The following is a 13,391-nucleotide window of genomic DNA, read 5'->3' as shown; positions in this document are numbered from 1 at the left end:
GGGCGTGCCTGCGAAACTGGACAAGGTCGTGAAGCCGAGATGGGCGGCCAAGGTCCTCGGCATCGACTACGCGGACCTGCCGAAACTCGACCGCCCCTGGACGAAGAGGGACGTCCGGTCGCTGCGTGACAGCAGGCCCGGCTGGCTGACCGAGGCGCGCCGTCGGCACGCGACCCGCGTGCAGCAGGCGAACGAGTCTCGGGCCGCAGAGCTGGACGCGGAACTGGCGCGGCTCGGCTACGACGCCCCGGACCTCGGCACGGTTGATCAGGCTGCGCTCTACATCGACGGCGCCCTGACCCACCTGACGACCGTGACTCGCTGCTCCGAAGACGAAGCGGACCGGGCTGCCTGGCGGCGGTGGCGGAAGTCGATGGCAGCCGAAGAGGACTACGCGGACGACGAAGACGCCTGGTGAAGATTGTCGTGCAGGTCCGGCTGTTCCCGGACGCCGCTCAGCAGGCGGCGTTGCGGGCCACTCTGGACCCGTGCAACGACGCCGCGAACGTCGCCTCCGGGCTGGCGTACCAGCGGCGGGTGTTCGCCAAGCAGTCGTTGCAGCGGCTCACCTACGGCCAATTGAAGGACATGGGTCTGTCCGCGCAGCCCGCCATCCACGTCGCCCGTAAGGTCGCCGGGGCGTACGCCACCCTGACGGCCAGCATCCAGGCCGGCAACCTCGGCAAGCCAGGGTCGAAGAAGCGCCAGGGGGCCGAGGGCAAACCGATCCGGTTCCGTCGCGACGCGGCGCAGCCGTTCGACGACCGTTGCCTGTCCTGGCAACTGGCTGCCCGCACCGTGTCGATCTGGACGGTCGCTGGCCGATCCGGGCCGATCCGCCTCGGCTGCTCCGACCAGCAGCACGCCCTCCTGCTCGCGCACCGCCGCGGCGAGTCGGACCTGGTCCGCCGGGACGGCAAGTGGTTCCTGTACGCCACCTGCGACATCCCCGACGCACCCACCAAGGAACCGGACGGGTTCCTCGGCGTCGAGCTCGGCATCGCCAACCTCGCCACCGACTCCGACGGCCGCCACTACTGCGGCAAGGCCACAAACCGGGTCCGGCACCGCAACCAGCGCCTGCGCGCGAAACTCCAGGCCATCGGCACCAAGTCCGCCAAGCGGCTGCTGAAGAAACGCCGCCGCAAGGAATCCCGGTTCGCCGCCGACACCAACCACCGCATCGCCAAGAGCATCGTGACCGAGGCCGAACGCACCGGCCGCGGAATCGCCCTGGAAGACCTGGGCGGCATCCGCGACCGGGTACGGCTCCGACGGCCCCAGCGGGTCACGCTGCACTCGTGGGCGTTCCACCAACTCGGCCAGTACATCGCCTACAAGGCAAAGCGGTCCGCAGTGGCGGTCGTGCACGTCGACCCGGCGTACACCTCGCAGGGATGCTCCACCTGCGGACACGTCGCCAAGGCCAACCGGCCCAACCAATCCACCTTCCACTGCCGGTCGTGCGGCTTCGCTGAACACGCCGACCGGAACGCAGCCCGCAACATCGCCGCACGCGGTGTTACGGGCTGGGCAGCCGTCAGCCTGCCGAACGCGGCGTGACCTCGTGCTCATCACCACGAGCCGTCACGATCCGCAAGCTCGGCCCTTCAGGGTCGAGAAGCTGACGGACCTCTGCCTGGACGCCTCGGACGCGCGCCTGCTGGGTGCTTTTTGGGGTCGGATCCTCGACGGGGACGTGGCCGACGCCGGTGGCGACGACACCCGCGTGAATCCCCGTGCCGCCCGCTCGGACACCGAGTCGATCTGGGTGAACCAGGTACCCGAGCCGCGTACCGGCAAGACCCGCGTACACCTGGATCTGCGGCTGGCCGGCGCGGAGCCGGCGGCGCTGCTCGCGGCCGGCGCCCGGCTGGTCCGCGGACCGTCCGGGGACGTGAGCTGGTGGGTGCTCGCCGACCCGGAGGGCAACCCGTTCTGCGCGTTTCCGGCCCGCGAGGGCACCCGGCCGGGCCCGTTCGAGCTGGTCGTGGACTCTGCCGACCCGGCGGCCCAGGCGGCCTGGTGGGCCGGCGTGGTCGGCGGCACCGCCGAGTACGGCTCCGGTACCGCGTCGGTGGTCGACGCCGCCGGGTTCCCCTGGGACCACTGGGTGTTCGACGCGGTGCCCGAGCCCAAGACGGTCAAGAACCGGCTGCACTGGGACGTCGACCTGATCGCCCCGGAGCCCACGGCGCTGATCGCGGCGGGCGCGACGCTGCTGCACGAGCCGGAGGACGAGAGCCGTTGGTGGGTCCTGGCCGACCCGGAGGGCAACGAGTTCTGCGCTTTCGCACCCCGTCCCATCGGGTGAGCGACCGACTACCCAGCGCGGGCACCGTCGACTAGCGTCTTCCTAGCGCCACAGCCAGCGCGTTCGCCGCCGACGTCGATACGCCTCCGGCCGACCCCGGCCTGCCCGTTCGGTTGGTAATCGCGGGAAGTCCCACCGCCATTCCCCCGGTTCGGCAGGATCGTCCCAACGAGGAGGTGCCGTCGTGCAGGACACCCGCGCTCTCGCCCTGACGTTCGAGGTGAGCGGCCTGCCACCGGTCAAGACCGAAGCGTTGTCCATCTTCGCCGCCGGGCACCGGCAGGCGACGAGGGTCCGCACCCTGCTCCAGGCCGCCCTGGCGGCGGCCCAGCGCACCGGCTGGACGCCGTTGCCCGGGCCGATCGAGGTCGACCTGGTCCTGCGCTGCCCGCCCGGGCACCGTACGGCCGACGCCAGCACCCTGCTCGGCGGCGTCTGCGCGGTGCTGCAGGACAAGAAGCGGGTGACCAGCATCGGCCTGGCCCACCTCGGCGTCCTGGTGGACGTCGCTCTCTTCGACGACGACCGGCAGATCCGCCGGTTGTCGTACCACGAGGAGCCGGCGGAGGACTTCTCGTACCAGGTGCGGGTCGCCGCCGTACCGGCTCAGGTTTGACCGACGGACGCGGTGGGGTACCGCCGACGCCGACGAAGGGAGCACCATGTCGGAGCCACATGTCACGCTCGACCCGCGCGGGCTCGACCCTGTGCAGCAGAAGCTGCGCGGCCCGCTGGAGGACCAGCTGACCTCGGCGCTCCAGGCGGCCATCCACCGGGTCCGCGCCGGCTACGCCGGTGAGCCGGTCGAGCAGGTCTGCCAGCGGCTGCTGGACGAGACCCGCTCCGGGCTGCATCCCGACATCGCGGCCGGGTTCAACCCGGACATGGACGAGTTCTGCCGGGTGGCGGTGGCGATCGTCCGCGGCGGCGCGGTCTCCTGAGCCGGAGGCCCGCTACCGGCGGATGGGTGTGGCGGTCGAGCTGGTCGGAGGGTTGAGCACGATGTGCGGCGAGAGCACCGGGTCCAGCCACCGCAGCACGGGGACGAGATCCTCGTGGGCGAGGGCGACGCAGCCGGCGGTGGCGTTGCCGCCGCTGGTGCTGAACTCGTGCAGGAAGATCCCGCTGCCCGCGTACGGCACCGGCGTGCTCACCGTGGGTGGCATGTTGTACGTGATCACCGCGAAGTGCGTGTAGGCGGGCACCTCCGTCCACAACGCCTCGCTGTTGCCACCGGGGTTGGTGGAGCTGTGCTGGAACGAGTTGTAGCGCGACGACGTCGGGTTCTCGTTCCACCAGTCGTCACTGACCAGGCGGTGGTATGGGTATCGCACCCCCGGGTTCGCGGCGATGCCGTACATGGTCGGGCCGATGGAGTAGGTCCCGGTGGGCGTGGTCGGCACCCCCTCGACGTGGTTGTCGCTGAACCCCTTGGAGCCGATCCGGGCGGGCAGCACCCCCGAGGCATGGTGCCACTGCGCCCCGTCGTTGACCCGCACGTAAGCCTCGAGAGTGGCGTGGCTGATGGAGTAGCTGGTGCCGCTGACGATGAGGAGCTGCTTCGCCGTTGGCGGCACGGTCGTCAAACCGGCGGCCAGGTTGTGGTGCGGCACCGTCGGCCGGCTGGATCGGGGAACCGTCGCGGTGCCCCGGGCCGGCGCCGGCGCCCTGGTCGCACCGAGCGCGGGCGCCGCCGGAGTGAGCACGGCCGGCGCCGCCAGGCCCGCGGCGGCGCCCAACAGAAGAGATCTGCGCTTCATGCCGTCATTCTGACAGTCGGCCCGACGCGCGGCTGTCCCGCCCGTCGGGTGTGGTCGATTCGGTGGCCGGGCCAGGACCGGGTCCGCAACTACCCGGCCCTGACCCCCGGTCGTCCGGCATGGGATCGGGCAGCTCCGGCCCCCGCCGCGCGGGGCGCGGCTCGACGCCCACGCGGCTCGACAGGTAAGCCGGCCGCCCTGCACTCAGCTCCACGGTGCCCACCCGCCGGACGCCCGTGCGCCCCCGGCACACCCCGAAAGGCCGTGAGCGCCGGGCCAGGCTAGGCGGGTCACGACGGGCCGGACAAGCCGGGCAGGACCGTCGGTGGCAGGACTGATCTCAAGGGGAAAAACCGGCATCTCCGCGTAACGCGACCATGATCGCTGACGCTGTTCGGGCTCGGAGCGGTCAGAAGTGCCGCAGCAGATCGCGGAACGCGGCCAGCCGCAGCACGCGGGCATCGGTCGGGTCCAGCTCGTCGTCCTCCAGCACCCAGGTGTTTTCATTAGGAATGAACACCGCGTTCAGCCCGGCCGCCCGGGCCGGCAGGATGTCCGATTTCGGAGAGTTGCCGATCATCCAGGCGCCGGCCGGGTCGAACCCGTGCTCCCGGACCAGCCACCGGTAGGTGTCGACATCCTTCTCCGCGACGATGTGTGCGGCCCGGAAGTGGTGCAGCAGCCCGCAGGCGTCCAACTTGCGCTGCTGCTCGACCTGGTCCCCCTTGGTCAGCAACAGCAACTCGTGCCGGCCGGCCAGTTCGTCGAGCGCGTCGGCCACCCCGGGCATCAGCTCCACCCGGTGCTCGACCAGGGCCACCGCCAGCCGGTCGATCTCCTGGCGCTCGGCGTCGGTCGCCGGTCGCTCACGCAGCCGCTCCAGGCAGTCCGCCAGGCTGCGCAGGAAGACCTTGCTGCCGTAGCCGTGCGCCACCGTGTTGGCCCGCTCGATGTCGTCGAGGACGGCCCGCAGCTCGACCCGGTCCAGGGTGGGGTGGTCGAGCCAGGCCAGGAAATCGTCGATCACCCGCTCGAACACGACGTTGTTCTCCCACAACGTGTCGTCCGCGTCGAAGATCAGCACCTGCGCCTGTCGGCGCGCCGCCTGGTCCACCGTCATGCCGCCCCCTTCGTGATCAACGCCCCTGACGGTCCGGGACCCTAGGGCATGGTGCGCGGTCCACCCAACGGGTTTCCGTCCGGCTCGGCTGCCCGCGGGGCACGGCCACCGCAACAGCCGTTCCGCGATCATCGTCTCCCGACCCTCCTGCGCCTCGGGGCGAAGCCGGCCACCCCGGGTGAGCATCACCATGCCGTGCAACAGGCTCCAGCCCACCTCGGCCAGGGTGTCCGGGTCACGCCCCTCGGCCAGCGGGGTCAGGGCCGACCGCAACTCGGTGAACACGCCCCGGGGCGCGGCCGGCACGCCGTCGACGCCGAGGGCCAGGTCCGGGGTCAGCGCGAGCATCGCGTCGTAGACCTCCGGATTCGCGTACGCGAAGTCGAGGTACGCGCTCGCCACCGCCGGCCAGACCCGTTCCGGACCGCCGGTCGCCTCCGCGTGCGCCTCGGCCAGGTCGGCGGCCAGGTCGGCGAAGGCGCACACCGCCACGGCGGCGAGCAGCGCCTCCTGATCCGCGAAGTGCCGGTAGAGGTCGCCGACGTCGACCTCGGCCCGCTCGGCCAGCCGCCGAGGGCTCACCCCCGTCCAGCCCTCGACCTCGGCCAACTCCCGCGCGACCGTGACGATGAGGTCACGCCGGTCCTCTTCGGTGGCTCCCTCGGCAGGTCCGGACACGCCCACGAGCGTAAGTCGAAGACACGGCCCGCAGTCGCACCATGACAGATTGGTGACTGGCCGTGCCGGACGATCAGGGGCGAGACCCGGTGCTGGCGATCGTCCGCGCAGTGCCGCACCGGTCGTCTCATCGTTAGGTGATGAGATCACCGAGACGGGAGGGTACGTGGTCGTCTCGCCGCAGCAGGCCGCGCGGGGCACGGCGGATGGATGAGCGAAGGGGGCGACGCGCGGCTGCTACGCAGCGAGACCGGCCTTCAGCGGGCCACCTTTCTGGAACTCTCTCTCGACCTGGTCTTAGTCTTCGCGCTCACCCGGATCTCGGCCCGACTGATCACGGACTTCACCGGTGGCCAGCGTGGCGTGCTCGCGGGTCTCGGTCAGGCCCTGCTGCTGTTCCTGGCCCTGTGGGCCGTGTGGTCGTTGACGGTCTGGTCGACGAGTTGGCTGAATCCGGAGGCGCCGATAGTCCAGACCGTCATCATCATGACGCTGACCGGTGCCATGGTGATGGCCGTCGCGGTGCCCGACGGCTTCGGCGCGCGGGCGTCGCTCTTCGCCGTCACCTACGTGACCCTCCAGATCGGCCGGGTGGTGTATTTCCACATCGCCGGACACGGCCAGCCGGATCAGCGGCAAACGGTCCGGGTCCTGATCTGGCTCGGCTCGAGCGCGCCGCTCTGGATCGTCGGTGGGCTGGTCGAGGAAGGCGTTGTTCGTGGGTCACTCTGGACCGCCGCCGTGCTGGTCGACTACGTCGGGTTGTTCCTCGGGTGGCCGACGCCCCGGTTGGGCGCTCAACCGATCGGCGGGCAGGCGATAGGGGCCGAGCACCTGGCCGAGCGGTACCAACAGTTTCTCCTCATCGCGCTCGGCGAGGCGATCTTCGTCATCGGGTTGGCCTTCAGCGGTAGCGAGTTCCACCCCGCGCAGATCGGCGGCTTCGCCCTGGCGTTGGCGACCACCGTCCTGCTCTGGCGGATCTACTTCCACCTGGCGGGAGGCGTGCTGGGTACGGCCATCAGCCGCTCCCGGAACGCCTCCCGCCTGGCAACCGACATGGCGTTCGCCCACCTGGTCATGATCGCCGGGATCGTGCTGACCGGCGTGGGCTTCGAACTGTTCATCACCGAACCACTGGAAAACCTCGCGCCGCCCTGGCTCATCGCCGTCCTCGGCGGGCCGGCGCTCTTCCTCGCCGGGCGGTCGGCCCTCGAGTTCCAGGCCTTCGGCCGGGTTTCCCGATCCCGGGCAGCCGGCCTGCTGGCCCTCGGCCTGCTGGCACCGGCGACGCTCCACCTGCCACCCATCGCCACCGGCGCGGCCGCCGCCGTGGTGCTCCGCGGTGTCGCCGGCGCGGACACGCGACGCTCACACCGCCAACCAGCGGAACAGCCCGCACCACCGGTCTAGCCGGAGGCTCAGTGCCAGTCGCCGATCCTGACGTCGTCCGGCGCCGGCCTGCCACGCCCGGTCTCCACAAGCTCCTTGAGACTCATGAGGAACGTCGCCCATTTGGTGCTGCAGTGGTGCATGAACTCGACCGGCTCACGCCAGCCCTCGTGCGTGAACTGGACGATCGTGTGCTCGCCACGCTGGTCGAGGCGCCAGCCGATCTCGGTTCCGATCCATTCCTCGGGGCCGTCGGTGACCCGCCACCGAACGCGGCCGGAGGGATCGAGTTCCAGGACCTCCATGTCGAAGCCACCGACGTCGCCGAACCGGAAAGCCAGGTGCCCGCCAACCTCGCTCTTGCCGACCGTGTCGGTCGTCCACCAAGCGGCGATGCCTTCTGGCGTTGCCACTGCTCGGTAGACGTCGTCGATCGGGGCGACGACGCCGACCCGGTGCAGGATGTCAACCATGTCATCCACCTTCGTTGTTGTGGCGGTCGCGTTCGATCGCCTCGGCGATCCGCTTGATCCGGCGGAGTCGGGCGTCCCAGGTGGAGCCGACCGCTGACAACTGGGCGACCGCTCGGGCGAGCTGCGCCTCGTCGACCTGGTAGTGACGCTCCCGACCGGCCGGCGCGGCGTGCACCAGACCGACCCGGTCCAGGACCGCGAGGTGCTTCGAGACGGCCTGGCGGGTGACGGGTAGTCGCTCGCTCAGTGACGTGGCGGTGCCGGGCCCCCCGGTGAGCAGAAGGTCGATCATCGTGCGCCGGATCGGGTCGCCGATCGCCGACCACAGGTCGTCGTCGATCGCCGTGCTCATGAGGTGGAGACCAGCCGCGCGACGTACCTGCCCAGCGCGGGGATGTAGTGGTCCCACCCGCTCACGTGGTCCTGGTACTGCTGCTCGAGGAGAGCGACCTCCCATCCCATCTCGCGGAAGCCGGTCTCGGTCATGCGGATCCGGGTCCCCGCACCGGTCGGGACCAGCTCGAAGGTGACCAGCAGCGAGGGTCCGGTCCGGGCCGGGTCCGAGTAGCACCACCGGAAGGAGAATCGCTTCGGAGGGTCGACCTCGACGACGGCGAGCGCGACGGTCGTTTTCTCGCCGGTGTCGCCGTCACGCCACACGAGCTCGCCGGGCGCACCCGCGACCGGCTCGAACCGTGCGTCGTCAGGCCACCATTCCCGCATGTGCTCCGGCCGACTGATCACCTCGAAGACCACCTCGGGTGAAGCGTCGACATGGATGTCGCGCTCGATCGATCCCTGTTCCATGCCACCCAACCTTTCGCAACCTTTGGTTGCGTAACGCTACAACGACCAGACCGCGACGCGCAACCTTTGGTTGCATGTTGGGTGGTACGCCGCCGCCGGGCGGCGCGCGGGCGGCGGCCGGGTCAGCGGCGCAGGGTGAGGATCAGGTCGGCCACCAGCGCCGTCCAGCCGGTCTGGTGCCAGGCGCCCAGCCCGGCCCCGTTGTCGCCGTGGAAGTACTCGGGGAAGGCGATCAGGTCCCGCCAGTCCGGGTGGATCTGGAAGATCCGGCACGCGCCGTAGATCGGCCGCCGGCCCCAGTCGTCCTGCGTGAAGAGCGAGATCAGCCGGGCCGAGAGGTCGTCGGCGATCTCGTCCAGCGTGCGCTTCACCCCGGAGCGGGTCGGGTACTCCACCTGGAGGTCGTCGCCGAAGAACGACGCGTAGTCACGCAGCGCGCTGATCAGCAGGAAATTCGTCGGCATCCAGATCGGCCCACGCCAGTTCGAGTTGCCGCCGAACAACCCGCTGGTCGACTCCGCCGGCTCGTATCCGACCGAGAACTCCTGCCCGCCGAGGGTGACCGAGAACGGCTTGTCCAGGTGTGCGCGGGACAGCGTACGAAGGCCAAAATCGGAGAGGAACTCGTCGCTGTCCAGCATCCGGGCGAGCAGCCGCACCACCTGCTCCGGGCCAACCATGGACAACAGCCGCTGCTGGCGGCCGTCCGGGCCCAGCCGGCGAGTGCCGATCACCTGGGCGTACTCGGGGCGGTTGGTGAGGAACCAGCGCAGCCGGGCACCCAGCTCCGGCAGTTGGTGCAGGGTCCGGGCCGTGAGCCGGGTAGTGGCGGCCAGTGGCAGCAACCCGACCACCGACCGGACCTTCAGCGGCACCTTCGTGCCGTCGGCGAGCCGCAGCACGTCGTAGAAGAAGGCGTCCTCGTCGTCCCACAACCCCTGCTCGTACGCGGCGGCGGCGATGTACGCGAAGTGCTCGAAGAACTTGGTGGCGGTGTCCACCCAGGTGCGGTCGTGCTCGGCCAGCACGATCGCCATGTCCAGCATGTTCAGCGCGTACATGGCCATCCAGCCGGTGCCGTCGGACTGCTCCAGCACACCGGCCACCGGAAGCGCCGCCGACCGGTCGAACGGCCCGACGTTGTCCAGCCCGAGGAAGCCGCCCTCGAAGACGTTGTTGCCGCCGGTGTCCTTCCGGTTGACCCACCAGGTGAAGTTGAGCAGCAGCTTGTGCATCACCCGGGCCAGGAACTCGTAGTCCCGCCCGCCGTCGATCTCGAACACCTTGAGCGCCGCCCACGCGTGCACCGGCGGGTTCACGTCACCGAACGCCCACTCGTACGCCGGAATCTGCCCGTTGGGATGCAGGTACCACTCACGCAGCAGGAGCAGCAGTTGCGCCTTGGCGAAGCCCGGGTCGACCCGGGCGATGCTCACGCAGTGGAAGGCCAGGTCCCAGGCCGCGTACCAGGGGTACTCCCAGGGGTCGGGCATGGAGATGACGTCGAAGCTCGTCATGTGCCACCACGCGCTGTTGCGCCCGTGGCGACGCCCGGCCGGCGGCGTCGAAGCCGGGTCGCCGTCCAGCCAACGCTTGACGTCGAAGTGGTAGAACTGCTTGCTCCACATCAACCCGGCGATGGCCTGCCGGGCCACCAGCGCCTCGTCGGGCGTGGCGGCCTCCGGGATCACCCCGGCGAAGAAGCGGTTCGCCTCGGCACGCCGCGCCCACACCACCGCCTCGAAGCCGTCGCCGAGATCCGCCCGGGGCGGCGGAGCGGCCGCCGGCGGCGACGCGGTGCGGGTCAGCCGCAGCCGGATCTGGCGCTGCCCGCCGGCCGGCACGTCGAGCACGTAGTGCAGTGCCCCCTTGGTGCCCTCCCCCGCCGGGTTCACCGTGTCGGCGCCGTTGACCACGTGGTCGTTGATGCCGTCCTTCGGGTAGCGGGACCGGCCGGGCAGGCCCCAGAGCCGCTCGGCGTTGGTGTCGTTGTCGCAGAGCAGCGGCACCGGGTCTCCGTCGCCCTCCAGCAGCAGTTGGCCGAGCACCCGATGCTCGCCGACCAGCCGCGCGCCCTCGCCGGTCAGCCGGGGAATCCGGTCACCGCCGGGCAGGCCCCAGGCCCAGGTGTTGCGGAACCACAGGCTGGGCAGCACGTGCAGGGTGGCGGCCCGGTCGCCCCGATTCGCCACCGTCACCACCATGCACAGGTCGGTCGGGGACGCCTTGGCGTAGTCGACGCTCACCGCCCAGTACCGGTCGTCGTCGAAGATCCCGGTGTCCACCAGCTCGTACTCGGTGTCGTCCCGACCGCGCAGCGCGTTCACCGCGACCAGCTCGTCGTACGGGAAGGCGGCCTGCGGGTAGTGGTACCGCCAGCGCATCCAGGAGTGGGTGGGCGTGGAGTCCTCGTACCACCAGTACTCCTTGACGTCCTCGCCGTGGTTGCCGCCGTCACCGCCGAGGCCGAACATCCGCTCCTTGAGGATCGGGTCCCTGCCGTTCCACAGCGCCAGGGCGAAGGCGAATGTCTGCCGGTCGTCGCAGACGCCGGCCATCCCGTCTTCATTCCAGCGGTAGGCTCTGGACCGCGCGTGGTCGTGCGGGAAGTAGTCCCAGGCCGTACCGTGCTCGCTGTAGTCCTCCCGCACCGTCCCCCACGCCCGTTCGGACAGATAGGGACCCCATGCGCGCCAGTCCTGCTCCCCGGAGTCGGCCTGGGCGAGCCGGAGCCGCTCGGCGTCGGGTGGCGAGGCGTCGGAGGACGAACGGTCAGTGATCACGTGCACATCTTTGACGTCGCCGCGGTACTTGACCACAGCGGCCATTCTCGTCGTGGCGTGTTACACCCCGCCGCCGGTGGAGGAAAGTTGATCGACATTCACTTCGGCCCGCAGGTCTGCGGCGAGCTGACCAGCGCGGCCAGCCGGGAGTGGCTGGTGCCCGACGGCGTCGGCGGGTACGCGATGGGCACCGTCGCCGGGCTGCGGACCCGGCGCTACCACGGTCTGCTGGTGGTGCCCGGCGAGACGCCGGCGTCCCGCCGGGTGGGACTGGTCAGCCTCGACCCGGCGGTCACCCTGCCCTCCGGCGCGCGGGTCCGGCTCGGCGCGCACCAGTGGTCCTCCGGCGACGTGGACCCGCGCGGCTTCGAGCTGCTGGAGCGCTTCGACCTGGTCGACGGGCTGCCCCGGTGGCGGTGGCGGATCGGCGCGGTGGTGATCGAGCGGGAGCTGGCGATGCTGCCCGGCCGCTCCTGCGTGGCGGTGGTGCACCGGCTGGTGGCCGGCGGGCCGGTCCGGCTGGAGCTCTCCGCCGCCTGCACCTGGCGCGACGCGCACGGCGAGCGGCGGGCCGACGGTCCGACGCCGCAGGTCGAGGCGGTGGCCGACGGAGCGGTGGTCGAGGGGGCGTACCGGCTGGCCGGCCCGGGCTGGACGCCGGAGGGGCAGTGGTGGCTGGGCGTGCACCACCGCGAGGAGGCCAACCGGGGCCTGCACCCCGACGAGGACCTCTGGTACGCGGGCCGCTTCGCCGGCGAGTTGGAGCGCCCCGGCGACACCGTGTCGGTGCGCGCCTGGGCCGGTCGACTCGACGACGAGCCGCCGCCCGCCGCGGAGATCGTGGCGGCCGCCCGGCGGCGCAACCGCCGGGTGGTGGCGACGGCGAAGCCGGCGGACCCGGTGGAGGCGACGCTCGCGCTGGCCGCGGACGCGTTCGTGGTGCGCACCGGCGGCACGGCGGTCGACGTGGTCGCCGGGTACCCGTGGTTCGGCGCCTGGTCGCGGGACACGATGATCTCGTACGAGGGGTTGTTCCTCTGCACCGGCCGCGCGGACGAGGGCCGGGAACTGCTGCGGGCGTACGCGGCGACGCTGTCCGAGGGGATGCTGGCCAACACGGCCGACACCGGGCGGGTGGAGTACAACACCGTCGATGGCACGCTGTGGTTCCTGCACGCGGTGAGCCGGCACGTGACCGTCACCGGTGACACCGACCTCGGCGACGAGCTGCTGCCCGCGCTGCGCTCGGTCATCGACGCGCACCTGGCCGGCACCCGCTACGGCATCGCCGTCGACCCGGCCGACGGGCTGCTCACCCAGGGCGCCCCGGGCACCGCGCTGACCTGGATGGACGCCCGCGTGTACGGGGTGCCGGTCACCCCGCGTACCGGCAAGCCGGTCGAGGTCAACGCGCTGTGGATCAACGGGCTGGCCGGGCTCGCCGAGCTGACCGAGCTGGCCGGTCAGGACACGGCCGAGCTGCGGCGACGGCACGGGCAGGCCACCGCTTCGTTCCGGGACCGCTTCCCGGCGCCGAGTGGCTGGCTGCACGACGTGCTGGACGCGCCCGCACCGGCGTACCCGTTGGGCGGGGCCGCCCTGCACGACGACGACTCGCTGCGACCCAACCAGCTGCTGGCCTGGTCACTGCCGTTCGCGCCGCTGGAGCCGGACGAGGCGACGCTGCGCCGGGTCGCGGCCGGGCTGCTGACCCCGCTCGGGCCGCGCAGCCTCGCCCCGGATTCGCCGGAGTTCGTGGGCCGGCACCGGGGCGGCCCGGCCGAGCGGGACGGCGGCTACCACCAGGGCACCGTCTGGCCGTGGCTGCTCGGCCCGTACGTGGACGCCTGCCGCCGAGGCAAGATGTCGGTCGATGACGTGTTCGTCGGTATTGAGTCTCATCTGACCGAGTTTGGGCTAGGCTCAGTGAGCGAGACGGCCGACGGCCTCGCGCCGCACGCCGCGACCGGCTGCCCGTTCCAGGCATGGTCGGTGGCCGAGCTGCTGCGGGTGCGCCGAAAGGGCCAGTAGCGCTTTACACGACCGCAACGGCGGTGTCTCCGC

General features: G+C 71.2%; 13 protein-coding genes and 1 pseudogene. 7 read left to right on the top strand and 7 right to left on the bottom strand.

Translation table 11 applies throughout. The annotated features are described in order from the left end of the window. Nucleotides 1–4: 4 nt before the first annotated feature. The 5 genes from BUS84_RS00220 to BUS84_RS00200 all read left to right on the top strand — a co-directional run bounded on the left by BUS84_RS00220 (nt 5) and on the right by BUS84_RS00200 (nt 3,255). Nucleotides 5–418 carry a hypothetical protein gene (locus BUS84_RS00220; RefSeq protein ID WP_143728114.1) on the top strand — a complete coding sequence of 138 codons (414 nt, stop codon included), beginning with the start codon at nt 5–7 and terminating at the stop codon, nt 416–418. Then, nucleotides 415–1,563 (top strand): RNA-guided endonuclease InsQ/TnpB family protein, encoded by a 1,149-nt coding sequence (locus BUS84_RS00215; protein ID WP_074307722.1) that lies wholly within the window; start codon nt 415–417, stop codon nt 1,561–1,563. Before BUS84_RS00220 ends, BUS84_RS00215 begins: the two co-directional genes overlap by 4 nt. 4 nt (nt 1,564–1,567) lie before the next feature. Further along, nucleotides 1,568–2,314, top strand: coding sequence for a VOC family protein (locus BUS84_RS00210; RefSeq protein ID WP_084756946.1), 747 nt, complete (start codon nt 1,568–1,570; stop codon nt 2,312–2,314). A gap of 184 nt (nt 2,315–2,498) precedes the next feature. Then, a complete protein-coding gene (locus BUS84_RS00205; RefSeq protein WP_074307720.1) occupies nt 2,499–2,930 on the top strand; it encodes a hypothetical protein in 432 nt (143 codons plus the stop codon). A 46-nt stretch (nt 2,931–2,976) separates the two neighbouring features. Next, complete coding sequence (locus BUS84_RS00200; protein WP_074307718.1) at nt 2,977–3,255, top strand: hypothetical protein; 279 nt, start codon at nt 2,977–2,979, stop codon at nt 3,253–3,255. A gap of 12 nt (nt 3,256–3,267) precedes the next feature. On the opposite strand, the gene BUS84_RS00195 is transcribed toward BUS84_RS00200, so the two are convergent. The 3 genes and pseudogenes from BUS84_RS00195 to BUS84_RS39240 form a co-directional block, all read right to left on the bottom strand. Beyond that, complete coding sequence (locus BUS84_RS00195) at nt 3,268–4,074, bottom strand: L,D-transpeptidase family protein (protein ID WP_084756944.1); 807 nt, start codon at nt 4,072–4,074, stop codon at nt 3,268–3,270. Nucleotides 4,075–4,483: 409 nt separating this feature from the next. Further along, nucleotides 4,484–5,194: an HAD family hydrolase gene (locus BUS84_RS00190; protein ID WP_074311805.1), complete on the bottom strand. Its 711-nt coding sequence runs from the start codon at nt 5,192–5,194 to the stop codon at nt 4,484–4,486. A gap of 159 nt (nt 5,195–5,353) precedes the next feature. Continuing rightward, nucleotides 5,354–5,872: pseudogene (locus BUS84_RS39240) on the bottom strand (TetR/AcrR family transcriptional regulator); the annotation flags it as partial. Between the two features lie 210 nt (nt 5,873–6,082). Here BUS84_RS39240 and BUS84_RS00175 point away from each other — a divergent pair. Next, a complete protein-coding gene (locus BUS84_RS00175; protein WP_074307716.1) occupies nt 6,083–7,285 on the top strand; it encodes a low temperature requirement protein A in 1,203 nt (400 codons plus the stop codon). An 8-nt stretch (nt 7,286–7,293) separates the two neighbouring features. Here BUS84_RS00175 and BUS84_RS00170 read toward each other — a convergent pair whose 3' ends face one another. The 4 genes from BUS84_RS00170 to BUS84_RS00155 all read right to left on the bottom strand — a co-directional run bounded on the left by BUS84_RS00170 (nt 7,294) and on the right by BUS84_RS00155 (nt 11,372). Beyond that, complete coding sequence (locus BUS84_RS00170; protein WP_074307714.1) at nt 7,294–7,737, bottom strand: SRPBCC family protein; 444 nt, start codon at nt 7,735–7,737, stop codon at nt 7,294–7,296. A gap of 1 nt (nt 7,738) precedes the next feature. Continuing rightward, nucleotides 7,739–8,089, bottom strand: coding sequence for an ArsR/SmtB family transcription factor (locus tag BUS84_RS00165; protein WP_074307712.1), 351 nt, complete (start codon nt 8,087–8,089; stop codon nt 7,739–7,741). Beyond that, nucleotides 8,086–8,544 carry an SRPBCC domain-containing protein gene (locus BUS84_RS00160; RefSeq protein ID WP_074307710.1) on the bottom strand — a complete coding sequence of 153 codons (459 nt, stop codon included), beginning with the start codon at nt 8,542–8,544 and terminating at the stop codon, nt 8,086–8,088. Before BUS84_RS00160 ends, BUS84_RS00165 begins: the two co-directional genes overlap by 4 nt. Nucleotides 8,545–8,666: 122 nt before the next feature. Then, nucleotides 8,667–11,372, bottom strand: a complete 2,706-nt coding sequence (locus BUS84_RS00155) for an MGH1-like glycoside hydrolase domain-containing protein (RefSeq protein WP_074307707.1) — start codon at nt 11,370–11,372, stop codon at nt 8,667–8,669. A gap of 42 nt (nt 11,373–11,414) precedes the next feature. On the opposite strand from BUS84_RS00155, the gene BUS84_RS00150 reads away from it, so the two are divergent. After that, nucleotides 11,415–13,358 carry an amylo-alpha-1,6-glucosidase gene (locus BUS84_RS00150; RefSeq protein WP_074307705.1) on the top strand — a complete coding sequence of 648 codons (1,944 nt, stop codon included), beginning with the start codon at nt 11,415–11,417 and terminating at the stop codon, nt 13,356–13,358. Nucleotides 13,359–13,391: the final 33 nt, after the last annotated feature.

The sequence above is a fragment of the Micromonospora cremea genome (assembly GCF_900143515.1).
GTDB classification, from domain to species: Bacteria; Actinomycetota; Actinomycetes; order Mycobacteriales; family Micromonosporaceae; genus Micromonospora; species Micromonospora cremea.
This window is presented reverse-complemented; position numbering and strand designations above follow the sequence as displayed.